This is a genomic window from Myroides odoratimimus (genome assembly GCF_004337635.1).
GTDB classification, from domain to species: domain Bacteria; phylum Bacteroidota; class Bacteroidia; order Flavobacteriales; family Flavobacteriaceae; genus Flavobacterium; species Flavobacterium odoratimimum.
In genome coordinates this window covers 3,373,871-3,397,992 of the sequence record NZ_CP037427.1, presented here as the reverse complement: position 1 = coordinate 3,397,992, position 24,122 = coordinate 3,373,871, and the positions used below count along the sequence as shown (strand labels likewise).

At 30.4% G+C, this 24,122-nt stretch carries 24 protein-coding genes; 23 read left to right on the top strand and 1 reads right to left on the bottom strand.

What is annotated here, in order from left to right:
- Positions 1–90: 90 nt before the first annotated feature.
- The 21 genes from E0Z07_RS15350 (at position 91) to E0Z07_RS15250 (ending at position 19,865) form a co-directional block, all read left to right on the top strand.
- Positions 91–768, top strand: coding sequence for a DUF6904 family protein (locus tag E0Z07_RS15350; RefSeq protein ID WP_131540948.1), 678 nt, complete (start codon positions 91–93; stop codon positions 766–768).
- Between the two features lie 48 nt (positions 769–816).
- A complete protein-coding gene (locus E0Z07_RS15345) occupies positions 817–2,262 on the top strand; it encodes a hypothetical protein (protein WP_131540947.1) in 1,446 nt (481 codons plus the stop codon).
- Positions 2,263–2,462: 200 nt separating this feature from the next.
- Entirely contained in the window at positions 2,463–3,806 is a 1,344-nt protein-coding gene (locus tag E0Z07_RS15340) for a nucleotide sugar dehydrogenase (RefSeq protein WP_131540946.1), read from the top strand.
- 92 nt (positions 3,807–3,898) lie between these two features.
- The gene (locus E0Z07_RS15335) at positions 3,899–5,359 is read left to right on the top strand and encodes a polysaccharide biosynthesis protein (RefSeq protein ID WP_131540945.1); all 1,461 of its coding nucleotides are present in this window, start codon (positions 3,899–3,901) and stop codon (positions 5,357–5,359) included.
- The gene (locus tag E0Z07_RS15330; RefSeq protein ID WP_131540944.1) at positions 5,341–6,270 is read left to right on the top strand and encodes a glycosyltransferase family A protein; all 930 of its coding nucleotides are present in this window, start codon (positions 5,341–5,343) and stop codon (positions 6,268–6,270) included. Before E0Z07_RS15335 ends, E0Z07_RS15330 begins: the two co-directional genes overlap by 19 nt.
- Positions 6,267–7,271 (top strand): nitroreductase family protein, encoded by a 1,005-nt coding sequence (locus tag E0Z07_RS15325; protein WP_131540943.1) that lies wholly within the window; start codon positions 6,267–6,269, stop codon positions 7,269–7,271. Before E0Z07_RS15330 ends, E0Z07_RS15325 begins: the two co-directional genes overlap by 4 nt.
- 3 nt (positions 7,272–7,274) lie before the next feature.
- Complete coding sequence (locus E0Z07_RS15320) at positions 7,275–8,402, top strand: polysaccharide pyruvyl transferase family protein (RefSeq protein ID WP_131540942.1); 1,128 nt, start codon at positions 7,275–7,277, stop codon at positions 8,400–8,402.
- A 1-nt stretch (position 8,403) separates the two neighbouring features.
- Positions 8,404–9,450 carry a dTDP-glucose 4,6-dehydratase gene (rfbB, locus tag E0Z07_RS15315; protein WP_131540941.1) on the top strand — a complete coding sequence of 349 codons (1,047 nt, stop codon included), beginning with the start codon at positions 8,404–8,406 and terminating at the stop codon, positions 9,448–9,450.
- 111 nt (positions 9,451–9,561) lie between these two features.
- Entirely contained in the window at positions 9,562–10,110 is a 549-nt protein-coding gene (gene rfbC, locus E0Z07_RS15310; protein WP_131540940.1) for a dTDP-4-dehydrorhamnose 3,5-epimerase, read from the top strand.
- Between the two features lies 1 nt (position 10,111).
- Positions 10,112–10,960: a dTDP-4-dehydrorhamnose reductase gene (gene rfbD, locus E0Z07_RS15305; RefSeq protein ID WP_131540939.1), complete on the top strand. Its 849-nt coding sequence runs from the start codon at positions 10,112–10,114 to the stop codon at positions 10,958–10,960.
- Positions 10,961–10,971: 11 nt separating this feature from the next.
- Positions 10,972–11,829, top strand: a complete 858-nt coding sequence (gene rfbA / locus E0Z07_RS15300) for a glucose-1-phosphate thymidylyltransferase RfbA (RefSeq protein WP_131540938.1) — start codon at positions 10,972–10,974, stop codon at positions 11,827–11,829.
- Between the two features lie 58 nt (positions 11,830–11,887).
- A complete protein-coding gene (locus E0Z07_RS15295; RefSeq protein WP_131540937.1) occupies positions 11,888–12,952 on the top strand; it encodes a glycosyltransferase family protein in 1,065 nt (354 codons plus the stop codon).
- Positions 12,953–13,993 carry an EpsG family protein gene (locus E0Z07_RS15290; RefSeq protein ID WP_131540936.1) on the top strand — a complete coding sequence of 347 codons (1,041 nt, stop codon included), beginning with the start codon at positions 12,953–12,955 and terminating at the stop codon, positions 13,991–13,993.
- Positions 13,981–14,832, top strand: coding sequence for a glycosyltransferase family protein (locus E0Z07_RS15285; RefSeq protein WP_131540935.1), 852 nt, complete (start codon positions 13,981–13,983; stop codon positions 14,830–14,832). The genes E0Z07_RS15290 and E0Z07_RS15285 overlap by 13 nt, the downstream gene beginning before the upstream one ends.
- Positions 14,819–15,517 (top strand): glycosyltransferase family 2 protein, encoded by a 699-nt coding sequence (locus E0Z07_RS15280; protein ID WP_131540934.1) that lies wholly within the window; start codon positions 14,819–14,821, stop codon positions 15,515–15,517. Before E0Z07_RS15285 ends, E0Z07_RS15280 begins: the two co-directional genes overlap by 14 nt.
- 24 nt (positions 15,518–15,541) lie before the next feature.
- Complete coding sequence (locus E0Z07_RS15275) at positions 15,542–16,369, top strand: glycosyltransferase family 2 protein (RefSeq protein WP_131540933.1); 828 nt, start codon at positions 15,542–15,544, stop codon at positions 16,367–16,369.
- 2 nt (positions 16,370–16,371) lie between these two features.
- Positions 16,372–17,274 carry an NAD-dependent epimerase/dehydratase family protein gene (locus E0Z07_RS15270; RefSeq protein WP_131540932.1) on the top strand — a complete coding sequence of 301 codons (903 nt, stop codon included), beginning with the start codon at positions 16,372–16,374 and terminating at the stop codon, positions 17,272–17,274.
- A 7-nt stretch (positions 17,275–17,281) separates the two neighbouring features.
- A complete protein-coding gene (locus E0Z07_RS15265; protein WP_131540931.1) occupies positions 17,282–17,977 on the top strand; it encodes a PIG-L deacetylase family protein in 696 nt (231 codons plus the stop codon).
- Between the two features lie 4 nt (positions 17,978–17,981).
- Positions 17,982–18,548 carry a sugar transferase gene (locus E0Z07_RS15260; RefSeq protein ID WP_131540930.1) on the top strand — a complete coding sequence of 189 codons (567 nt, stop codon included), beginning with the start codon at positions 17,982–17,984 and terminating at the stop codon, positions 18,546–18,548.
- A gap of 11 nt (positions 18,549–18,559) precedes the next feature.
- Positions 18,560–19,393: a formyltransferase family protein gene (locus E0Z07_RS15255; RefSeq protein WP_131540929.1), complete on the top strand. Its 834-nt coding sequence runs from the start codon at positions 18,560–18,562 to the stop codon at positions 19,391–19,393.
- The gene (locus E0Z07_RS15250) at positions 19,386–19,865 is read left to right on the top strand and encodes a PglD-related sugar-binding protein (RefSeq protein ID WP_131540928.1); all 480 of its coding nucleotides are present in this window, start codon (positions 19,386–19,388) and stop codon (positions 19,863–19,865) included. The genes E0Z07_RS15255 and E0Z07_RS15250 overlap by 8 nt, the downstream gene beginning before the upstream one ends.
- 220 nt (positions 19,866–20,085) lie before the next feature.
- Here the strand turns inward: E0Z07_RS15250 and E0Z07_RS15245 are convergent, their stop codons facing one another.
- Positions 20,086–20,445 carry an adenylyltransferase/cytidyltransferase family protein gene (locus tag E0Z07_RS15245; RefSeq protein WP_131540927.1) on the bottom strand — a complete coding sequence of 120 codons (360 nt, stop codon included), beginning with the start codon at positions 20,443–20,445 and terminating at the stop codon, positions 20,086–20,088.
- Positions 20,446–20,931: 486 nt separating this feature from the next.
- Here E0Z07_RS15245 and E0Z07_RS15240 point away from each other — a divergent pair, with 486 nt between their 5' ends.
- Together E0Z07_RS15240 and E0Z07_RS15230 are read left to right on the top strand one after the other, a co-directional pair.
- Positions 20,932–22,521: a hypothetical protein gene (locus E0Z07_RS15240; RefSeq protein ID WP_131540926.1), complete on the top strand. Its 1,590-nt coding sequence runs from the start codon at positions 20,932–20,934 to the stop codon at positions 22,519–22,521.
- A 422-nt stretch (positions 22,522–22,943) separates the two neighbouring features.
- Positions 22,944–23,984: a hypothetical protein gene (locus E0Z07_RS15230; RefSeq protein WP_131540924.1), complete on the top strand. Its 1,041-nt coding sequence runs from the start codon at positions 22,944–22,946 to the stop codon at positions 23,982–23,984.
- Positions 23,985–24,122: the final 138 nt, after the last annotated feature.

Here is a 24,122-nt window from a genome sequence, read left to right as displayed (position 1 = left end):
GGCTAAGTTTCTTACTTTTAATAAGATGAGCTTTGTTGTTATTGTTGAGAAAAAACTATTTTTATCTTGTAAAAAATAAAAGACAAGACTATGTTTTATATTAAACCAACCAAAAATGCTATGGGCTTTGAGCTTTGGGGAAGCCGTGAAGATTTAAGTGAGCTGTATGACTCTTTTTCTATTTTCTTTAATGATCAAATCTATGATTCAGATTTAGAATTTGATTCTTGTGATAAAATTATAAGCGGGGTTTTATATGAAATTAGAAAAGCCTTTAATGATAGTAGATTAAAACGAAATTCGGGGCATTTAAGTGGTAGTGAATCTGTTTATTATGGATGTTGTTTATCGTGGGTTCAAGGAATATTTTTTATTCAAGCCATTAGATACAAACAAAGTCTATTGCCAACTAATAAACTAGTACTAGCACATTTGTTAGAGTTTGAGTATTGGATGGAAAAAGCAATGTATGAATTTGACTTTAAAACAGCTTTGGAATTAACAGGTTTTATAACCGGTAGAATAGATACCTCAAATGATTGCTTGTATATTTATATGAGAAAAATTAACCTAGAATACTTCTTGTTAAATGGAGGTAAAAAGGCCTTTAAGGCCTTGCCAGGATTACTAGAGAAAGCCTGTTATGGAACTTCGGGTTATAATCTTTACAGAGAAGAACTAGAACGTGAGGCTAAAAGATTAAAAATTAAGGTAACAAGTTTAGAGCTTGATGATGATTATTTTGATTATGAAAGCGTGAAGTGGTAATTGTTTCTTTTAGTAAGTTTAAGTAGAAAGTATAATAAAAAGTCAGTAATGTATAAAATAAAGATAGATAAGATTTTAAAAGACATTCAAAAAGAAGAATTAGAAGAGTTTATTGTGTATTACAGTGAGAGGAATCCTCAGTTTAAACTGGATCTAGAGACTTATTTCTCAGATAAGTTTAAAAATGATGATATTCAAAATAGGTATAGAGCACTTTTTAAAAGTATTATAAGCTCTTATAATTATAAGGGCTTTATAGATTATAATAACACACCAAGACTTGCTAGTGAGTTGCAAGAACACTTAGAGACTTTAGAGGTGTTGATTCAACGTCACAGGTATAAAGAGTCCTTAGACATTATAAAGGCGGCTTTAACAGAAGTAATTAAAGTTGTAGAGTATTGTGATGATAGTAGTGGGCATATAGGTGTTTTGTTATCTGAGATATTGCAGTATTTAGATAAGCTAATAGAATCACAAGAAATAGGTGAGCTTAAATTAGAGCTAATCGAATTTTTAGAAAGTCAAATAAACAAAGAGATTTACTTTGACTATGGAGACTATGGCTATGATTTATTAGACTCATATAAAATGCTTTGTTTTAAAACGGAAAATAAAGAACGTTTTTTAACCTATATTGATAAAAAGGCTAGTAAAGAGAAAGATAATCGTTTTTTGCTTGAACACCTTATTAAGCTCAAATTAGATTTTTTTGAACATTATAAGGATATAGATTCTTTTTTAGCCACTATAATGAACAACTTAGAGCTATCAGATGTAAGAATTAGACTGGCTAACTATTATAAAGACAATAAAGAATTTGACAAGGCTAAAGAACAAGTCTATATAGGTATTAAACAAGCTAAGGAGTTAGATTATTTAGGGCTTGTTTTTAGGTGGGAATGTCTTCTTTTAGAGATTTATGAGTTAAGTGGTGATATAGAAAAGATGCGCTGTCTATATAAAAAGTTTGCCCTAGAAAGTAAGGGGGATAAATCTGAGTATATAATTAAGTGGAAAAACACCTATAGTGATTCTAATTGGAGTATTGTTTTAAAGGATTATATAAACGAAGTAATTCAAGATGTAGATAAGTTTTGTAAGAAAAATACTTATATGACCAGAGATGCATATAATAGAATGTTACTAGAAAGATTAGGTAAGGTTTATGTTTTGGAAAATATGATACAGGATTTGTTTAATTTAGTGAGTCAAGTTAAAAATCTAGGATTAGTGCTAAGTTATATTGATGTTTTACAAAAACATTATGATGACTTTGTTTTAGTAGATCTTTTAATGCCCCTGGTATTTATAAAGGCTAAAGAGCTTAACAATAGATCAGGTTATAGAAGCCTAGCTTACATTATTAAAGAAATACAAGATAGATTTATTAATCAATCTGTAAAAATAGAAACTACTATAAAAGCCCTTCAAGAATTATATCCAAGAAGGACTGCTATGATTGATGAGCTAAACAAATTAAGGTTGATGTAATAAAAAAAGATGTAGTTAAAAAATATAGGAAAAAGAAAGAGGGAGTCTTTACTAATAAAAAACACCACTTCGCACAAAAAATAATATTTTTGCTAGTACCAATATTTTAAAAGTGTACATTTGTAACTTATTGTTAAAAAATAATGACACTTACTGACGATACGGTATCTTTAGAAACTAACAATAATGTGAAAAAAACTATGGAAAAAGAACTTAAGATAGCAGTAATCGGGCAAGGCTATGTCGGATTACCGTTAGCACTTGCATTTGCACAACATTTCCCAGTAGTGGGGTTTGATATTAAAGAAAGCAGAGTAGCAGAGCTGCAAAGAGGGATTGACCTTACTAAAGAAGTGGACGAGAGTCAGTTAAACGTTTCTATCTTAACTTATAACAACTCAGGAGGAGTAAAGGGGTACAAACCAAGTACGAGTATCAGTGATATCGTAGATGCGAATGTATATATCATTACGGTACCAACCCCGATTAACCAGTTTAATGCTCCTGATCTTACTCCATTAAAATCATCGTCTAAACTAGTAGGAACTGTAATAAAGCAAGGAGATATTGTGATTTATGAATCGACAGTATACCCAGGATGTACAGAAGAGGAGTGTATCCCTGTATTAGAGGAAACTTCTAAGCTAGTATTCAACAGAGATTTTTACGCGGGATATTCACCAGAGCGTATCAATCCAGGGGATAAGGTCAATACCTTAGAGACAATTGTAAAAGTTACTTCAGGGAGTACACCTGAAGTAGCAGATTATATAGATGATTTGTACCGCACCATTATCAAAGCGGGAACACATAAAGCACCATCCTTAAAGGTAGCAGAAGCGGCAAAAGTGATAGAGAACGCTCAGCGTGATGTCAATATTTCTTTTGTAAATGAATTAGCCTTAATCTTCGACAGATTAGGGATAGATACACAAGATGTATTAGAAGCAGCAGGTACGAAGTTCAACTTTCTTAAATACAAACCTGGACTTGTAGGAGGGCACTGTATCTCTGTTGATCCGTATTACTTAGCCCATAAAGCTATTCAAGTAGGGTATTACCCAGATGTGATTTTATCAGGTCGTCGTGTGAATGATGAGATTCCTGTATTTATCGCAAGTAAAGTAGTGAAGCTAATGATACAAAAGGGGATTGACGTAAGTCGCTCTAGAGTATTGTTATTGGGGTTTGCATTTAAAGAGAACTGTCCTGATACGCGTAATACGAAGGTAGCAAAGATTTATGAGGAATTGGTGTCTTATGAGATAGAAGTAGATGTATACGATCCTTGGGTGAATGTAGAGGAAGTGAGAGAGGAGTATGGGATAGAGGTGATGACAACAGAAGAAGAAATGAAAGAACATAGATTCTTGAGAACAGATCATCGTTATGGTTTAATGCCAAGTCCATATAATGCAGTTTTATTAATGACAGCACATAAAGAGTTTAATGATCTAGATGTGAGAAGTTTTATTAATGAACCTGGTATTGTCTATGATGCAAAAGCTATATTGAATAGAGATATAGTTGATAGTAGATTGTAATAATATTTTAAAATTAGGAGAACCAATTTATGTCTAATTCAAAGACAATAGCGAAGAATACTTTATTTTTATTTATACGAATGTTTATTACTATGTTAATAGCATTGTATACATCTCGTGTGGTCCTAGAATATCTTGGTTTTATTGATTATGGTATATATAATGTTGTAGGGGGAATTGTAATATTTATCTCTTTTTTACAGAGTTCTATGAGTTCTGCTACAGCTAGATTTTTAAATATAGCATTAGCTAAAGAAAATAAAGAATTAGTTTCAAGAACTTTCAGCAATGCGTTTATTATCCATTTGTTTTTATGTTTTATTGTTCTGTTTTTAGGAGAAACTATAGGGCTTTATTTCATACTTAATGTATTGCAGTTTCCATATGAACGGTTAAATGCTGTTAAGATAGTTTATCAATTATCTTTAATAACTAGTTGTATAGCTATTTTACAAATTCCATATTATGCATTGTTAATAGCTTATGAAAAGATGAAGGCTATAGCTTATATTGGTATATTACAATCATTGCTTAGTTTAGTAATTGTTTACTTACTTAAATTAAAATTAGGAGACAGTTTAATTGTTTATGCTTTTTTAGTATTCTTTGTGAGTATTGTAATTAGAGTTGTATATATCAGCTATTGTACTAAGAATATTAAAGAGAGTAAATTGAAATTAACTTATGAAAGTGAGATTGCTAAACCTATACTATCTTTTTTTTCATGGGATCTTTATGGGAATTTCAGTGTAGCAGTTAGAGGTGAAGGTATTATGATTTTGTTAAATATGTTCTTTGGTGCTATTATTAATGCTAGTACTGGAATTGCAAATCAAGTACAAGGAGTGTTAAATAGTCTTATTGATAATTTCTTAATAGCAATAAGACCACAATTGGTTCAGAGTTATGCCAAAGGAGATTTTGAACGGATGTTTGCATTAGTGTTTTTGGGAGGTAAGTTAGCTTTCATTCTAATGCTTTTAATCTCTTTGCCTATATATACATATATGGGTTTGATTTTGAAGTTGTGGTTAAAAAATGTACCTGATTTTGCGGTTTCATTCTGTCGTCTATCGTTATTATTTACGCTAATATCTATAATGTTTAGAACAGTAATGTTTGCTATACATGCCACTGGTAGAGTAAGATTGATGAGTATGATTAATGGAACCTTGTATATTTTAATTCTACCAATATCGTGGTTCTTTTTATATTTTGGATTTTTACCTACAGTTGTTTTTACCATTAGTATTAGTTTAATGTTTATAGGACAGGTGTCTAATACACTTTTATTGAAAAAGTATATAAAAGATTTTAATATAAAGATGTATTATATTGATGTTGTTAGCAGAAGTGTATTTATAGCGATTATTAATTATTGTATTATTAAATATTTGTCAAGCATTTTTATCATTGGTTTTGTAAATATGATGATTGTCAGTTTTGTTTCTTGTTTTTTTGTGCTTTTATTTGCCTATATGATGGGTATTAATAAAAAGGAAAGAAGAAAGTTAAACATGGTTATTTTGGAAAAATGGAAAAAGATTTATTAAGTATTATTACTCCATGTTATAATGGTGAGACATATTTACATAGGTTATGTGATTCGATATTAGAACAGACTTATCCTTATGTTGAGTTTATTTTTGTTAATGATGGTTCTAATGATAGAACAGAAGAAATAATTCTATCATATGAGAGTAAGTTTATTGAGAGAGGTTATTCATTTATCTATATCTATCAAGAAAATGGAGGACAGGCTAAAGCTTTAAATCAAGGATTAACGGTTTATAGAGGTGAGTATTTAACTTGGCCAGATTCAGATGATTTTTATTTAGAAGAAACAGCATTAGAAATAATGGTGAATTCTTTAAAGAATTCAGATGATAAAATAGGAACGGTTCGGTCCTTTGCCACAATGTTTGCTGAAAGAAGTTTTAAAAGAAATGGTAGTTTGGCAAATAAAACAAAAGAAGATGTGTATAATTTATTTGAAGATTGTCTCTTAGAACGTGACTTTTGGTTTGCACCAATATGTTATATGGCAAAGACTTGTCATGTTAAAAAATATGTTGGAGGTGAAGTAGAGGTTAATAGGATTGGTCAAAATTTTCAAATGTTTATTCCTTTGTTTTGCTATAAAGATACGATAACTATTAAACGAGATTTGGTAGGGTATTTAGTGAGAGAGGCTTCGCATTCACGTGATTTAGGTGATTTTAATAAAAGAATTGAGCGTTTTACTGCTATTGAAGCATTAAAAGAACGATTAGTTACTAAATGTGGACTAAAAGAAAGAGAGAGAATTAATAGAGAAGTGAAGAGGGTTACCTTAAAAAATAAAATACTTTTATTTGTGGAGTATAATATGTTTGTCAAATCATTAAAACTTCTTATGGCAAATCCTGTATTGTTAATAGACTTTAGGTTTATTAAGTCATATTTGTATTTTGTAAAAAAATGAAAAAAGTATTAAAACAATTAATTAGACCTATTTATTGGTGGGGACGTATTAGAATTTTATTTTTATATAATTTTTATATTGACTTAAGACTATATAAAAAATATTCTATCGTGTTTGGGAAAAAAGATTTATTACAAAAAGAAGCGGATTTGATATTAAATTATCATTCTTTAGAAAAAGGAATGTTGTTTGAAGATATGAAAAAAGGATTTGCGGCTTATCGTATTAGTAATTTGCATAAAATCCTAAAAGATCATGTAGTATTAAAAAGTATTGATCGTTCTCAAATACGTGTAGGATATGAAGTAATGTGTAAATATTATGAATTACATCAAGATAAGGGATGGGATATTGATGATATTTATACAAAAGAACAGTATGAATTTTATAAAAATATATTAGTAGGTTTTTATTCTAATACATTTAAAGGAGTATATGATTTTTCTAAGGAAGAGTTTTATAGAAATGTAAAGAATAGTGATTTTCAAGAGTTTGCTCATTCAAGAAAAAGTGTTAGAGATTTCACAGGAGAAAAGATTGATAGTAGTATTATTGAGAAAGTTATAGAATTAGCTAATACAGCACCATCAGTTTGTAATAGACAGGCAAGTAATGTGTATTTAGTAGAAGATAAGCAGAAAATAGACTCTTTGTTAGCTATACAGGGGGGATTTGTGGGGTATACTGAGAATGTAACTCAATTACTAATTTTAACGAATGATCGTAAGTATTACTATACTATCGGAGAACGTAATCAACTATATATAGATGGAGGAATTTATTTAATGAATTTGCTTTATGCTTTACATTATTATGAAGTAGGAAATTGTCCAGCAAACTGGGGAAAGGAAGTAAGTGATGACAGGAAAGTGTTATCAATTATCAATATACCGGAATCTGAAAAGATTATTTGTATGATACCAATAGGTAAGTGTAAAAGTAATTTCAGAACAACGTTGTCATTAAGGAGGGGGTACTCAGAAAACTTCAAAAAAATATAACAAATGAAAAAGACAGGTATTTTTACGCATCCACTGATCTCCAATTACGGAGGTATCTTACAGAATTTTGCATTGCAGAAAGTTTTAGAAAAGAACGGATATGAGGTGATTACAATAAATAGACTCCAAAAATTTTCAATGTTTCATATTCTATTGTCTAGATTGAAACAGAGTTTATTAAAACATCATACAAATAAGATTTTTTCACCTAAAGAAAAAGATGTTTTAACACTGAATAGTCAAGCTTTTGTAAAGAATAATATTAAGAAGGTAGATTTTATAAATCCAACTGATAAAGATTTATTAACATATGTAAATAATCATAATATTAATACATTAATAGTTGGTAGTGATCAAGTTTGGCGTCCTGGCTATGTTTCTAATATTTATCATGAGTTCTTCAGTTTTTTACCTAACGAAAGTAATGTTAAGAGGGTGTCTTATGCAGCATCTTTTGGTACAGATAAGTGTGAGTATACTGAAGAACAGCTTGCGAGGTGTAGTAAATTATTAAGTCAGTTTGATGCAGTGTCTGTAAGAGAGAAATCAGGAATAGAATTATGTAGTAACTACCTCAAAAGAGACGATGCTCAAGTTGTATTAGATCCTACTTTATTGTTAGAGAAAGAAGACTATTTAACTGTTGTAAAGAACCAATTGGTAGAAAAGAAAGGTGTTTATACTTATGTGTTAGATTCTTCAGCCGAGAAAAATAAAATTATAGATACAGTTTGTAGTCAGTTAAATTTAGAGAAGTTCTCTAATCAGCCTAAGTTTTCAGAAATAGGAGGTAAAGGAAAGTCTAATAATTTAAAGGATTACGCTTTTCCTCCTATAGAAGATTGGATTGAAGGATTCTATAAGTCCTCTTTTGTTGTTACAGATTCATTCCATGGAACTGTATTTGCGATTATATTTAATAAACCATTTATTGCGATTGCTAATGTTGAAAGAGGAAAAGCTAGATTTGAAAGTTTATTAAAGTTGTTTGGCCTAGAAAATAGATTAGTATCAACTGTAAATGAGATATCAACAGATTTAATTTCGGAAGAAATAGATTTTGAAGCTGTTAATTCAAAAAGGGAAGCATTAAAGAAAATTTCAATAGATTTTTTGATTAATAATATATAATATGAAAAAGATAGTAATCACAGGAGGGGCTGGGTTTATAGGTTCCCATGTTGTTAGACAATTTGTAAATAAGTACCCTGAGTACTCAATTTATAATTTAGATGCCTTGACGTATGCAGGAAATCTAGAGAATTTAAGAGATTTAGAAAATGCTCCAAACTATACTTTCGTTAAAGGAGATATTACAGATGAACAGTTTATTAATGCATTGTTTCAAAAAGAAAAATTTGATGCAGTAATACATTTAGCTGCTGAATCTCATGTGGATCGTTCTATTACAGATCCATTGGCATTTGTGAAAACTAATGTGATAGGTACAGTAAATTTACTACAAGCTTTTAAAAGTTTATGGCAAGGTAACTGGGAAGGAAAGCGTTTTTACCATGTAAGTACTGATGAGGTATATGGAAGTTTAGGAGAAACAGGTTTTTTCTATGAAACTACAGCTTATGATCCTAATTCACCTTATTCTGCATCTAAGGCAAGTTCAGATCACTTCGTACGTGCGTATGGAGAGACTTATGGTATGCCTTATGTAGTTAGTAACTGTTCTAATAATTATGGTCCTAATCACTTCCCTGAGAAATTAATTCCACTGTGTATCCACAATATTATCAATAAGAAACCATTGCCTATTTATGGAAATGGAAAATATACGCGTGACTGGTTATTTGTAATCGATCATGCAAGAGCAATTGATGATGTATTTCACAAAGGTGGAAATGGAGAGACCTATAATATCGGTGGGTTTAATGAATGGCAGAATATTGACTTAGTAAAAGAGTTGTGTAAACAAATGGATATTGTCTTAAAACGTGCTGTAGGTGAAAGTGAACAGTTAATTACTTTTGTAAAAGATAGACCAGGACATGATTTACGTTATGCTATCGATGCTACTAAGATTAATAAAGAATTAGGATGGTCACCATCTGTTACATTCCCAGAAGGATTAGCTAAGACTATTGAATGGTATATGAATAATCAAGATTGGCTAGATAATGTGACTAGTGGAGCTTACGCTGATTATTACAACGAACAATACAAATAGACTGTTTTTTTGTTGTTTGTTTTTTCGTGTTTTTACCAAGGTAGCTAACTTTACAACATAAATACGGAATTACAGAAAACCAAAATTACAAAGGACAAAATCACATAAGAAATGAAAGTAACAGAAACACATCTAAAAGGATGTTTTATTATAGAGCCTCAAAAGTTTGGAGATAGTAGAGGTTATTTTTTTGAGAGCTTTAATGCTAAACGATTTAATGAATTGACAAATACAGGGACTGTATTTGTACAAGATAATCAATCTTTTTCGACTCAAGGAGTGATTCGTGGGTTACACGCTCAAGAAGGGGAGTTTGCACAAGCTAAATTAGTACGTGTGTTGCAAGGTGAAGTGATTGATGTCGCTGTAGATGCTCGTCCTGGATCGTCTACTTTTGGACAACATGTAGCCGTAAAATTATCAGCTGAGAATAATTTACAGTTGTTTATTCCAAGAGGATTCTTACATGGTTTCTCTGTGCTTTCAGAAACAGCTGTGTTCTTTTATAAATGCGATAATTTCTATAACAAAGACTCAGAACAAGGAATAATCTATAATGATCCAGCTTTAGGAATTGATTGGGGAATTACAGTAGGAAGTGAAGTAGTATCTGATAAGGATATTATATTACCAACGTTTAACGAGATTTATAAGAAATAAGATGAAGATTCTCGTTACAGGTAGTACTGGTCAATTAGGATCAGAATTAAAAGATTTAGTTCTGCGTTATTCTCAATATGACTTTGTCTTTATGGATAGAGCGTTAATGCCTCTAGATAATACAGAGAGAGTGTTAGAAATATTAGAATCAGAACACCCTGACTTTATTATCAATGCAGGTGCTTATACAGCTGTGGACAAAGCTGAATCAGAAGCTGACTTAGCTGATATGGTTAATCACCAATGTGTACGTGTATTAGGGGAGTGGTGTGAAGAGAATGAATCACATTTAATACATATTTCAACAGATTATGTATTTGATGGAACATCGTCAAGTCCGTTGAATGAAGAAGCTCTAACAGCTCCTATTAATGTATATGGGGCTACAAAACGCAAAGGGGAAGAAGTATTAATGAGTGTTCATTCTGATGCTATTGTTATACGTACATCATGGGTATATTCCTCATATGGAAATAATTTTGTGAAGACAATGTGTCGCTTGATGCAAGAAAGGGAGTCATTAGGCGTAGTAAGTGATCAAATAGGAACCCCAACGTATGCTGCTGATTTAGCTAAAGTGATTATGCAAATTATTAGTAGTAATATTTGGAAAGGAGGACTATATCATTATTCGAATGAAGGAGAAATTAGTTGGTTTGATTTTGCATCTAAGATAAAAGAATTAATGGGCTTTACTTGTGAAGTGGATGCTATCGATAGTAGTGCTTTTCCAACTCCAGCGAAACGCCCTGCTTATTCGTTATTAGATAAAAGTAAAATTAAAAGAGAGTATAATATAAACATTCCACATTGGGATGAAAGTTTAAAAATAATGCTTGTTAAGTTATAATAAGAAAAAATATGAAAGGAATTATTCTAGCGGGAGGATCTGGAACTAGATTACACCCATTGACATTAGCAGTAAGTAAACAGCTTATGCCTGTATATGATAAACCGATGATTTATTATCCTTTATCTACTTTGATGTTGGCAGGGATTAATGAAATATTGATTATTTCTACTCCTCATGATTTACCTCATTTTGAGAAATTATTAGGAGATGGAAGCCGTATTGGATGTAAATTTAGTTATGCAGTACAGCATGAACCAAATGGTTTAGCTCAGGCATTTGTGATAGGAGAAGAGTTTATCGGTGATGATAAGGTTGCACTAGTATTAGGTGATAATATCTTCTATGGTAGTGGAATGTCTAAATTGTTACAATCTTGTACACAAGAAGAGGGAGGAGTTGTATTTGCTTATCCTGTACACGATCCAGAACGTTATGGAGTAGTAGAGTTTGATAAAGACAATAATGTAATCTCTATAGAGGAGAAACCAGTAGAACCTAAGTCAAATTATGCTGTACCAGGATTATATTTTTATGATAATTCTGTAGTAGAGATTGCAAAGAATATTGCGCCATCTGCTCGTGGAGAATACGAAATTACAGATGTGAATAAAGAATATTTGAAAAGAGGTAAACTAAGAGTTGGTGTATTTGATAGAGGAACTGCTTGGTTAGATACAGGAACATTTGCTTCATTGATGCAAGCAGGACAATTTGTTCAAGTAATTGAAGAACGTCAAGGAATGAAGATAGGAGCAATTGAGGAAGTTGCTTATCGTATGGGGTATATTTCAAAAGAACAATTACATGAAATTGCTGAACCACTATGCAAGAGTGGATATGGTGATTACTTGAAGAGAATTGGATAAGAAAAATGATAATTGTAGACATATTGTAAGATGTGTCTACAATGTTTAAAGATACAGAATGAGTAAGGAATATTATATAGGGCATGTTTCAACTAAAGTTGATGATGGGGGGATGGCTAGAAATCATGCATTTGCTAATTATTTTAAAAGTAGTAGTTTTAAAGTAGTTAATGTGTTTTCGGATAATATATTGTTGCGATTATATAATGCTATAAAAATATTGAGTATACTGTTTTTTTTTAAGGAACGAATTATATTTATTCATTTAGGGACTTTCTTTTATTTGTATCCAAAACAATTTTTAAAGATAAATATTCTCTTTAAATCATTTTTTGAATTACTTATTTTTTGTTCTAAAAGAAATAAAGTCTTAATTGAAATTAATGATTTACCATATGAACAAGCTAAAGATTTAGAATTAGATATAGATGAGTTTTTTTTAAGATTTGAGAATAAGTTGTTTTCTATTAGGACTGTGTGTTTCGTTTTTGCATCAATGAATATGGAAAAATATATAAAGGAAAAATATTTTATTCATAATAGTAGTTATATAATAAATGGAGGGAATCAATTAACTGATAGTAAAATAGGGAATAAAATATTATCTATTTTGGAAGGAGAAGAAAAAATTAAGTTAGTTTACGCAGGAACATTAAATAAAGGAAGACAAATAGAACAGCTTATAGATATAGTTTCTAATTGTGATAATGTGGTTTTATTGTTACTAGGTACAAATGGTGAATGGATTGATCATTTAAGCAATAAAGAAAATATATATTATTTAGGTAATTATGTGGAAGAAGAAGCTCAATATATTGTATCTAGATGCGATTTAGGAATTATACCATATAATGATGAAAGGTTTTATTATAATATTTGTTATCCAACAAAGGCATCTTTCTACATAACTGCTCAAATTCCTTTTATATCCACTAAATTAGATGAGTTAATGTATCATTTTGAAGATAAAAGTGTTTACTTTTTTACTATAAAGGATTGGGAAGGTTTTTTTAAAAATTTAAAAAAGAATGACTTAAACACTAAGAAAATAGAGGTTAGTACTTTTTCTAAAGCATATTGTTGGCCTAATATTATTGATAACCAATTAAAAAAGTTACTGTAAATGATATATGTATTTGTTGTTTGTTCTAGTTTTCTTATCTCATTATTTAAGAATAAAAAAAACAGTAAGTTTATTGTTTATATTCTTGTAGTTTTTTTGGGCCTATTTGCAGGAACTAGAATAGTAGGTATAGATAATGATTCTAATTTTTATAAATATTTATTTGAAGATATAGTATATCGAAATGAGAAATGGGAATTAGAGTTTCTTTCCAGTTTAATTCCTGTAATATTGAGTTGGTTTACACAATCTTATGTGCAATGGAGTTTTGTTGCGTTTGCACTAATTTCTTTAAGCCTTAAGTTTATTTCTATTAAAGATTTTAAATATTTTTCTTTAGCAATTTTATTGTATAGTACCAATCTGTTTTTTTTACAGGATTTTACTACTATTAGAGCGGCAATAGCTTCAGGAATATTGCTTTATTCAATTAGATATTTATATCCAATGGATAATAAGAGATTCTTTATGTGTGTTGTAATGTCAACACTCTTTCATTTGTCAAGTATTATATTCATAACTATTTGGTTAGTGTTAAGATATAGAATTAGCTTAAAGGTACTATTTTATAGTTTGCTATTAAGTTTAATTATTCCTTTAATTAACCTAAATTTAATCATTTTGTTAAGATTGGATTTAGTATTTAGTAAGGCAGCTTCTTATCTTATAATTCAAGAGCAGGAAGATAGCACACTTAATTTGTTTAGTTTTAAAATTTTGATAGCATTAGTGATGTTATTTATTTTAATTAGATTTAGGGACTTGATTAAGTATAAATATTTTGATATTTTATTAAAAATACACATGCTTTCGTTGATCTTCTTTTTTGTTTTTAGTGGGACTGGCTTAACTTTTTCGATTCGTACATTTGAATTATTATCAATAGTTCAAATTCTTTTATATCCTTTAATTATTAATGTATTTCCTCAACGTCTTAGCTTAATACCTTATCTTTTAATTTTTGGTATTAGTTTTATTTGTTTGTACTATAATATTTTTTTTTCTGATACAATTAAAGATTATCAATCATGGCTAATTTAAATAAGAGAATTGTTTATTGCATTGTATTGTATGGTGTGGAGTTAGAAGAGAGTGAAACTTTCATTACTTTAATACATAGTTTTAGAATGTCAAATAAAAAAAACAAGTTAAACATTTCTGTGTTCGACAATACTCCGAGAGACGACGATAAGAGAGAAACTTATTTTTATGAGTTTGATAATTTTATAGAAGTTAATTATTTTACTGAGAATATAAATAGAGGCTTGCCATATGCTTACAATAAAATGGTAGATATTGGACATGAATTAAATATGGAATACATTGTATTACTAGATCAAGATACTACTTTACCTATTGATTTTTATGAAAAGTATGTTACTAATAGTTCTCTGTCGAATATTAATTGTCCAGTAGTAAGAAGTAATAATGTAATTATATCCCCTTGTAAAATTAATAATTATAGATGTTCTCCTTTTAAGAAAATAAATTTAGGAGAAATGGAATTAAATAAATTAAGTTGTATTAATTCTGGAATGATGGTTAGTATACCATTCTTTAGAGAGATTGGCGGGTATAACGAAAGACTATTTTTAGATTTCTGTGATCATGATTTTATTGATAAAGTAAAGGTAAAAGAGAAAATGATAAATGTAATAGATGTTTGTTTAGAACAAGATTTTTCTAATGATGTTCATACTTATGAGCAATCCAAGCATAGATATAGTATTTATATTAAAGACTTAAAGGAATATTATAAAGGGCGTAACTGGCTTAAAGTTTTTCTTTACGTAGATCTACCACATGTATTACAACTGAGTCTAACGCATAAAAGTTTTTATTTTATTAAAAAGCGATTTTTAAATTATGGTCAAAAATAGGATTTCTGTCTGTTTAGCTACATATAATGGAGAGCGATATATCAAGCAACAAGTAGAATCAATTCTTTCACAGTTGAGAGAGTGTGATGAAATAATTATATCTGATGATTATTCTAAAGACAAGACTCTTGAAATTATAAATGAGTTTCAAGATTCTAGAATCAAGGTATATTTTAATACATTAGGTAAGGGAGTAGTAAAAAATTTTGAAAATGCAATTCGTAATAGTACTGGAGAAATAATTTTCTTTTGTGACCAGGATGATGTTTGGAGGTCTGATAAAGTTATAACTATATTAAAAGTTTTTGATAACGAGCCAAGTATTACATGTGTATTCTCTAATGCGGTTATTATAGATGATGTTGGTTATGAATGTGGTGATACATTTTTTAAGAAAAAACCTTTATTAAATGTGGTTAGTATTTTTGTTAAGAATCGTTTTTTAGGATGTACAATGGCATTTAGAAAAAATGTTAAGTTTAACATTTTACCTTTTTCTAACAATTTACCAATGCATGATTGGTATGTAGGATTAAAGCATTTGTTAAAAGGGAAGGTGTTTTTTGTAGATGAATGTCTTATTTATTATAGACGTCATAGTAATAATGTGACCTCGGGGAAACGTTCTAGTTTAAAACAGATTATAAAATGGAGAAAAGATTTGTTTTTTGCTTTGATAAAATAATTTTAGTTTAAAGTTGTATATCTTATGAATATTAGAGTTTCAGGAGCGATTGTTTTATATAATAATAATCGTCAAATGTTAGAGGATGCAATAAAAAGCTTCTTGTCCAATGATTGGATAGAATGTCTTTATTTGGTTGATAATTCACCAAGCGATAGCCTAAGTGATTTGAAGTTGTTGGATTCTAGAATTATTTACATATTTAATCCATCTAATCCAGGTTTTGGCGCAGCCCATAATATTGCCTTAAAGAAAAGTATAGAGAATAGCGTTAAATACCATTTAGTACTAAATCCAGATGTTTATTTCGATAATAGTGTAATGGAAACTTTAACTGAATTTATGGAGGAAAATGTTGATATTGGTAATGTTATGCCATTAGTAAAGTATCCTGATAAATCTATTCAGTATGTTTGTAAGTTGTTACCAACTCCTTATGATTGGATTGGAAGAAGATTTAATCCTATTAAAAGTATGGTTGAAAAAAGGAATCTCTTATTCGAGCTTAAATTTACAGGGTATAATAACATAATGGATGTTCCTTATCTGTCAGGTTGTTTTATGTTTTTAAGATGTGATGTTATTAAAAAGGTTGGAATGTTCGATGAAAATATATTTATGTATGGGGAAGAAACGGATTTATGTCGACGAATTATAGATAAAGGATTTAGAACAGTTTTTTACCCAGATGTAAGTATTTATCATCATTTTGCAAAAGGGTCACATAAGTCATGGCGTCTAACAAAAATAGGAATCAAATCAGCTATTTATTATTTTAATAAATGGGGATGGTTCTTTGATAAGCGAAGAAAGGAAATAAACAGTAATACTCTAGATAAGTTGAAGAGATAATTATGATAGTAGTTTTTGGAGCATCAGGGTTTATAGGTATGAATATGTTATCTACATTAGGAAAAGAATTTGATATTGATTCTAGTTCTTTGCGTGATTTAGCTAATGTAGAGAAAATATATCAAAATGATATTATTATTAATTTAGTTGGTAAAGCACATGACCATAAGGGAGAAGCTACAGAGCAGGATTTTTATTATGCTAACTATGAATTAGTAAAGGAGTTATATACCACATTTATAAAATCAGATGCAAAGTTATTCATTCATGTTAGTTCTATAGCAGCATTAGAAGAGAATGGAAGAGCTAGTATTTTGACTGAAGATATGGATTGTAATCCTATCTCTTGGTACGGACAATCAAAACGTAAAGCAGAAGAGTATTTGTTGAGTCAGGATATTCCTAATGGAAAGAAGGTGATTATCCTTAGACCTACTATGGTCCATGGCCCAGGAGATAAAGGAAATCTAACACTCTTGTATAAAATAATTAGTAAAGGTTTTCCTTATCCTTTGGCTAAATTTGATAATCAAAGATCATTTTTATCCATAGGTAATTTTAGTTTTATTATTAGTGAAATTATAAAAAAATCAGATATAATTGATTCAGGTGTTTATCATATTTGTGATGACAAAGCTATTTCTACATCGACTATAATTAGTCTGATAGGTGAAATAACGGGTAAGAAGGTTTCTAAATTGTTCATCCCTAAAAATATAGTTAAATGCATTGCGAAAATTGGTGATTTTTTACCAATTCCGCTAAATACTAATAGATTAGTAAAAATGACATCTAATTTAGTAGTATCAAATAATAAAATAAAATCAGTTTTAAGGATTAATAGACTACCTATTAAAGCAGAAGATGGTATGAGAGAAACATTAATCTCTTTTAACAATAAATAAAGTAATTATGAAAGATAGAAAAGTAATATTATCTGTGACAGCACATCCTGATGACGAAGCTTTAGGTTTTGGTGCATCGGCTGCTAAATGGTCTGCGGAAGGTCATTTGATTTATAACTGTATTTTATCAGGAGATGTTGAAGCAAGACAATTTCGACCTGATGTAGATTTATTACATCACCATACAAATAAATCTCAAGAAATCTTAGGAGCGCAGGCGCCTATATTAGGTAATTTTCCAAATATAAAATTCAATACAGTCCCACATTTGGAGTTAGTTCAGTTTATTGAAAAAGTAATTGAGCAGATACAACCAGATTATATTTTTACACATCATCCTTATGATTTGAATAATGATCATTACCAAGTATCTAAAGCTTGTCAGGCAGCTTCAAGATTGTTTCAGAGAAGAGATAATATAAAACCAATTAAGGGATTGTTCTTAATGGAAATTCCTTCTTCAACCGACTGGGCTTATTCTATTGATGGGAATAGTTTTCAACCCAATATGTTTGTAGAGGTAGGAAAAGAGAATGTAATGAAGAAAATTGAAGCTATTGATGCATATGAAGGTGTAATGAGACCTTATCCTCACCCAAGATCAGAAGAAGTTATTATGGGATTAGCAGCTATGCGAGGAGGACAAGGAGGACTTAATTATGCAGAGGCATTTCAAGCAATATATTTTAATTTAGATTTATAGTATAATGTATAAGATATTTTTTAAAAGGTTTATTGATATTTTGGCTTCTGTAAGTGTTTTAATTATTATTTTACCACTATTATGTATTATCAGCATAGTTATCTTTCTACAAGATTTTGGACCTGTGATCTTTAAACAACGTCGCGTAGGAATTAATGGTGAGGTTTTTAATTTTTATAAATTTAGAAGTATGCCTGTCAATACTCCAAGTGTTGAGTCACATGAAACCAAAAAGTTAGTAATAACTCCGTTCGGAAAATTTATAAGACGCACAAATATTGATGAATTGCCACAATTAGTTAATATTCTTAAAGGAGATATGAGCTTAATAGGCCCTCGTCCGCCAATTGAGAGCCAAGTCAAACTTATTGAGTTGAGAAAAGAGAATGGAGCTCTATCTTGTAAACCTGGCTTGACAGGTTTGGCTCAGGTAAGTTCTTATGATAATATGCCAGAAGAGGAAAAAGCTAAGTTTGATGGAATATATATAAAGGATATTAACTTTATAAACGATGTGAAAATTATTTTTAGGACATTAACTTATTTAACTAAAAAACCACCAACATATTAAAAAATAGAATTATGAAATTTGGATTTGTTACATGTGTACAGTTGGGATTATCTTGTATTGAAGAAATATATAATATAGGAGGGCAATTAGATGTAGTTATTACATTAAAAGATGAAAAGGCCAAATCAAAATCTGGTCGAATATATTTAGATGACATAAGCTCTAAACATAGTATTCCTTTGTTTAAGATTAATCATATTAATGATAAAGAAACTATTGATTTAATTAAAAGTTTTGAATTAGATTGGTTATTTATAATAGGTTGGTCACAAATAGCTTCTAACGAAGTATTAGAGTCAGTAAAATATGGTTGTGTAGGAATGCATCCTACTCTATTGCCATTAGGTCGAGGTAGAGCTGCAATTCCCTGGGCTATTATAAAAGGATTAGATAAAACTGGTGTAAGTATGTTTAAGCTTGATGAAGGAGTTGATACAGGAGATATTTTAGGACAAGTAGAAATAGAATTAGATGATAAAATGACCTCAACTGTTTTGTATAATTTGGTGGATCAAGCTCATATCACTCTTATAAAAAATGTTTTTCCTACTATGGCCAATGATAAAGTTAAGCTAGTAGAACAAGATAATAGTTTAGCTACATATTGGGAAGGAAGAACCCCTAAAGATGGAGAGATTAATAAGGAAATGACTGTAGTAGAAGTAGATCGTTTGGTTAGAGCAACAACAAAACCTTATCCTGGTGCTTTTTTTAGAGACGGAGATAAGAAGGTCATTGTCTGGTCTACTAGTTTTGTTGATAAGGTAGATTTAGAATCTATTAGTTTTAAACTAAGGGATGGTTTTTTGATACCTCAAGAGTATGATATAGTTGATAATGAGTAATAAAGTATTAATATACGGTAAAGGTGGTCATGGTAAGGTAGTAGAAGATACGATTTACCAGTTGGACAATGATAATAGTGTGGAGTACTTCGATGATGCTTCTAATCCTTATAGTGAGCGTTATGAAAAGGAGGCAGAGTTGATTATAGGAATTGGAAATAATGAGGTACGTAAACGTATAGTGGGTGAAGTAAAGCATAGGTTTGCTACAGTTATACATCCTACGGCTTATGTGGCTCCATCTGCAGAGATAGGTGAAGGTACGGTAGTATTAGCAAATGCTGTGATACAAGCTGATGCTAAAATTGGGAAGCACTGTATTATCAACGCTAATGTGACTGTAGATCACGATGTAATAGTAGAGGATTATGTATGTACTTATCCTGCTGCTTATGTAGCGGGTTTTGCTCGTATTACTGAAGGACAGACGTTAAAGCCTGGACAGGTGGTGTGGAAGAGTGAGGTGTTTTAGGGGGGGGAACCGATAGATCAAACAGTAAATGAATATAAAAAAGCCAAAGATTATTTAGTAATCTTTGGCTTTTGTCTTTATGATATAATTTGTTTGTTAGTTTGTAGTCTTGTATTGTTGATATATAGGATGGGATCCTTCACAAGTTCAGGACGCAGTTTGTGGAGTATTGTTATTGTATAATCTATGCTAATTGATTTTCTAGTTCCTAGTTCACTAATTATCGTTTATTATAATATATCTCTATTCCCTTCTCTATACAGAAGTTCTTAGCTGTAAAGTTTTTTCCTTTGTATTCTTCTCCAATGATGCGTACATCTATTTTATAAGAACGCATGATGTCTTCTAGATCTTGTTCTGTGATATAAGGAACTATCTCATCTACATATTTACACCCTTTAAGCTGAATATAACGCTCTACTAATGTCTGTGGAGCTAATCCTTTATAATCCTTATCAGAATGTGGGCTAGTTTGTAAACCTACAATAAGGTAATCGCATTGTGACTTAGCTTCTTCTAGCATTTTGATATATCCTGCGTGTAGGTGATCAAAGGGACTGAAGGTAATTCCTATTTTCATTTTTGACCTTTTAAGTTGTGTAAACTTATTGAATTTTTTATGTTTTGACAAGGGGGATATTGTCTTTGGAGGGGAGTAGGGAGATTTACTAAATTTGATGAAAATATATAGAAAAGTTATTGTCTTAGGGCAATGGCTTTTTCTATAGTAGTTAATTTACTTTATAGAGCTCATAAAGCCTAAATTGAATAATAAAAGAGTTATTATACTATGTGGTCGGTCTTTGTTGTTTTAGTAATGATATTGTAAGAATAAAATTTAAGTATGTTCTACTAACAAAAAAAGGAAGCTTACCCAAAATGTTTTCTCCAATATTAAGAAATGTATTTATTTTACGATACTTAATTTAATAGAAACTAGGTCTTATATCCTTTAGTAATGATTGTTTACACACTAAAAGTTGTTTTTTGATATTGCGGCCTGATTATTGCCTGCGATTTTGGAATATTTATTAATAGCCTTGAAGGAGAGGTTTAGTAGTCATATATGGAAAGTAATTTTATAAAAGATATTGATAATGGTTGTGCACCTTTAAAACAAGAGAATGTGTATGATAGCATATTTGTTGAATATGAGCGTGTTGTTATTCAGAGTCTTATAACCTCATTTGGACTGGATTTTCTTGTTTCTGATCAATATGGAGGAGATGTTGATACTATTAATAATGTACGCCAAATTGATAAAGATCGAAAATTAAAATATAAGTCTTCAAAGAATGAAGATACATATAATAACAAGGAAGTATATGATGGCGCTGGCTATCATAATAGCGGAAATTTCCGAAGCAAGAAACATAACGCACGTGAAAAATGGCAAGAAACAGGAGTGAATATTAAAGACGAATATACTGGTGGTTCTATTGGTTTTCATGGACATACCAAAGCAATCACTCCAGATAAAAAAGCCGAATTAGATCACATTATATCTGCTAAAGAAATTCATGAAGATAGAGGGAGAGTATTATCTGGACTTAGTGGGAAAGAATTAGCTGATGCTGAAGAAAATTTTGCATGGACTAATAAAAGTTTAAATGCATCTATGCAAGATAAAACAATTGAACAGTATATTGCTTTACATCCAGAACTTGATGAAGAAACAAAAACAAGAATGCTTGAGAAAGATAGACAAGCTAGAAAGAACTATAATGCTAAGATAAATGTCTCGTATTATACTAGTTCTGCATTTTTTAAAGAGAGTGCAAAAGCAGCAACAAAAGTTGGTGTATCTATGGGATTACGACAAGCTTTGGGGTTAATCTTTAGTGAGATTTGGTTTGCAGTTAGAGAACAGATCAAAACAGGGAAGCAAAATGGTGAAGATTTATTTAATAGCATTGCAGAGGGGATTAAAAACGGATATAATAATGCTAGAAGTAAATATAAAGAAATTTGGCAAAAGTTTATTGAAGGAGCGATAGCTGGTGTGTTATCATCATTAACCACAACTTTATGTAATATTTTTTTTACAACAGCAAAAAGTTTAGTTCGTATAATTAGAAATTGTTGGGCTTCATTAGTAGAAGCTACTAAAATACTTTTATTTAATCCTGATTGTCTGCCGTTTGGAGAGCGATTTAGAGCCGCTTCAAAAATTATAGCTACAGGAGCTAGTATTGTGGTGGGGTCAGTTGTAGGAGATATGATTGCTAGCTCAGGTGCTGGAGCTATTCCTGTTCTAGGGGAGGTAGTTCAAGTATTTTCTATGACACTAGTTACTGGTATTATGAGTTGTTCTCTATTATATTTATTAGATAATAATTCTACTATAAATAAACTTGTAGAAGCTCTTAATTCTATTCCTACAATAGATGATTTTGTTATTTATTCTAAAATGCAAGCTGAGCTTTTGGAGGAATACTGTGTAAAGTTAATGGATATTGATTTAGCTCAGTTTAAGAAAGAAACAGAGTTATATAATAATGCAGTTGTTACTTTACAGCAAGTAGATAATCAACAAGATTTTAAAATTGTATTACAAGAGATTTATAAAAAAGCAAATTTTAAATCCCCTTTTGGAGATCATACTAGTATAGATTCGTTTATGAAGGATAAGAATAATACATTAACTTTTAACTAATGTTTGATTGTAGTAAATGTGGACTTTGTTGTCAAAATCTAAAGGGTGTCACTCTTTATGCTGATTTAGATAAAGGAGATGGTACATGTAAATACTTCAAAGAAAATCTTTGTAGTATTTATGAAGATAGGCCTATTTTTTGTAGAGTAGATCAATGTTATGATTTATACTTCAAACAAGTATATACCAAACAGGAGTACTATGAATTAAATAAGGAAGTGTGTGATAGTCTTAAAATAAGTAATTGCATTATCGTAAATAAGGTGATTACTAATAAGTGAGGTTTGATTATTTCATGACCACATTCAAATGGATATGCACTAATATAAAAAGTGAATTAAGTTTTGGTTTTGCTCTTTTAGTGTTTGCCTAGCTTTTGCGTAAAATAATAATAATTATATATATATTAAAAAGGAAAAAGTATGCCGTTACCAATAATTATAGGAATTGCTGCTGCTGTTGCAGGTGGAACTGGTGTTGGGCTTGGAATTCATGGTGGAGTTAAGATGAAAAAAGCTAATGATAAGTTGAAATTAGCTCAAGAAGAGAATAATAAAAATTTAGAACGTTTAGAACAAGCCAATACAGCCGCATGTGCAGAAATGGATGAACTTGGAAAAAATGAAATGAGAGTTCTTGCAAATTTTAAAGAGTTTTCTGATTTGTTTGAAAGAATCCATAATCGACCTGATTTTAAAGATATAAAAATAGGAGGTGTTGAAATACCTGAGTTTAAAGGGAGTGAGATAAAAGATGCGTCAGTAGGAGCAAGTATTCTTGTTGGTGGTTTAGGAGGGGCGGCTCTAGGAACAGCTGGTGGCTTTGCTGCTTCTGGAGCAACTACAGCAGCTGTAATGGCTCTAGGGACAGCATCTACAGGGACAGCAATATCAACTTTAAGTGGGGTTGCTGCAACTAATGCTACCTTAGCTGCTTTAGGAGGAGGTCCACTTGCAGCAGGTGGGGGAGGTATGGCTTTAGGGGCAACAGTTCTTGGAGCAGCTACTTTAGGTGTTGGTTTATTAGTGGGAGGAGTTATATTTAGCCTTACAGGTTCCGCGATTTCTGGAAAAGCAGAGAAAGCTATGGAGCAAATGAAAGAAAATGAAGTGAAAATTAATGAAATTTATCATTATTTATTAGATTTAAAAAACACAGCAGTAAAATATAATAGTACACTATTGAACCTAGAATCACTGTATATTGTACAACTTAGAAAAATGCGTAGAATAGTAAACTCCTCTTATGAGAAATTTGTTAACTGGGAAGATTTATCTAAAGATGAACAACTAATAATAGAAAATACAGTTTTAATTGTAGGAGCATTATATAATATGTGTAAAGTTCAATTAGTGCTGAAATTAGAAGATTCAGATAGAAACAAGATAAATAAAGAAGATATAGAAAATGCAAAAAATGCTGCAAATGACCTTATGTCTAAGTTAGATTCTACTGTAGTATAAATGATTATTCTTATATGTTTGTATAACAAGAGACTGTAGATTTTTTATCGCAGTCTTTTTTATTTTGGTTATTATACAAATTCATTTTCTCCTTTTTTCCAATTCATTCATCTTCTAAAGTCCTTGTCGCCTCCTGAC

Coding starts and splice junctions, on each gene's coding strand:
- E0Z07_RS15330 (WP_131540944.1), top strand. CDS start 5,341: ATGGAAAAAGATTTATTAAGTATTATTACTCCATGTTATAATGGTGAG.
- E0Z07_RS15230 (WP_131540924.1), top strand. CDS start 22,944: ATGCCGTTACCAATAATTATAGGAATTGCTGCTGCTGTTGCAGGTGGA.
- E0Z07_RS15340 (WP_131540946.1), top strand. CDS start 2,463: ATGGAAAAAGAACTTAAGATAGCAGTAATCGGGCAAGGCTATGTCGGA.
- E0Z07_RS15350 (WP_131540948.1), top strand. CDS start 91: ATGTTTTATATTAAACCAACCAAAAATGCTATGGGCTTTGAGCTTTGG.
- E0Z07_RS15335 (WP_131540945.1), top strand. CDS start 3,899: ATGTTAATAGCATTGTATACATCTCGTGTGGTCCTAGAATATCTTGGT.
- rfbA (WP_131540938.1), top strand. CDS start 10,972: ATGAAAGGAATTATTCTAGCGGGAGGATCTGGAACTAGATTACACCCA.
- E0Z07_RS15240 (WP_131540926.1), top strand. CDS start 20,932: ATGGAAAGTAATTTTATAAAAGATATTGATAATGGTTGTGCACCTTTA.
- rfbB (WP_131540941.1), top strand. CDS start 8,404: ATGAAAAAGATAGTAATCACAGGAGGGGCTGGGTTTATAGGTTCCCAT.
- E0Z07_RS15325 (WP_131540943.1), top strand. CDS start 6,267: ATGAAAAAAGTATTAAAACAATTAATTAGACCTATTTATTGGTGGGGA.
- E0Z07_RS15320 (WP_131540942.1), top strand. CDS start 7,275: ATGAAAAAGACAGGTATTTTTACGCATCCACTGATCTCCAATTACGGA.
- E0Z07_RS15260 (WP_131540930.1), top strand. CDS start 17,982: ATGTATAAGATATTTTTTAAAAGGTTTATTGATATTTTGGCTTCTGTA.
- E0Z07_RS15285 (WP_131540935.1), top strand. CDS start 13,981: ATGGCTAATTTAAATAAGAGAATTGTTTATTGCATTGTATTGTATGGT.
- E0Z07_RS15245 (WP_131540927.1), bottom strand. CDS start 20,445: ATGAAAATAGGAATTACCTTCAGTCCCTTTGATCACCTACACGCAGGA.
- E0Z07_RS15295 (WP_131540937.1), top strand. CDS start 11,888: ATGAGTAAGGAATATTATATAGGGCATGTTTCAACTAAAGTTGATGAT.
- E0Z07_RS15275 (WP_131540933.1), top strand. CDS start 15,542: ATGAATATTAGAGTTTCAGGAGCGATTGTTTTATATAATAATAATCGT.
- E0Z07_RS15255 (WP_131540929.1), top strand. CDS start 18,560: ATGAAATTTGGATTTGTTACATGTGTACAGTTGGGATTATCTTGTATT.
- rfbD (WP_131540939.1), top strand. CDS start 10,112: ATGAAGATTCTCGTTACAGGTAGTACTGGTCAATTAGGATCAGAATTA.
- E0Z07_RS15345 (WP_131540947.1), top strand. CDS start 817: ATGTATAAAATAAAGATAGATAAGATTTTAAAAGACATTCAAAAAGAA.
- E0Z07_RS15290 (WP_131540936.1), top strand. CDS start 12,953: ATGATATATGTATTTGTTGTTTGTTCTAGTTTTCTTATCTCATTATTT.
- E0Z07_RS15270 (WP_131540932.1), top strand. CDS start 16,372: ATGATAGTAGTTTTTGGAGCATCAGGGTTTATAGGTATGAATATGTTA.
- E0Z07_RS15250 (WP_131540928.1), top strand. CDS start 19,386: ATGAGTAATAAAGTATTAATATACGGTAAAGGTGGTCATGGTAAGGTA.
- E0Z07_RS15265 (WP_131540931.1), top strand. CDS start 17,282: ATGAAAGATAGAAAAGTAATATTATCTGTGACAGCACATCCTGATGAC.
- rfbC (WP_131540940.1), top strand. CDS start 9,562: ATGAAAGTAACAGAAACACATCTAAAAGGATGTTTTATTATAGAGCCT.
- E0Z07_RS15280 (WP_131540934.1), top strand. CDS start 14,819: ATGGTCAAAAATAGGATTTCTGTCTGTTTAGCTACATATAATGGAGAG.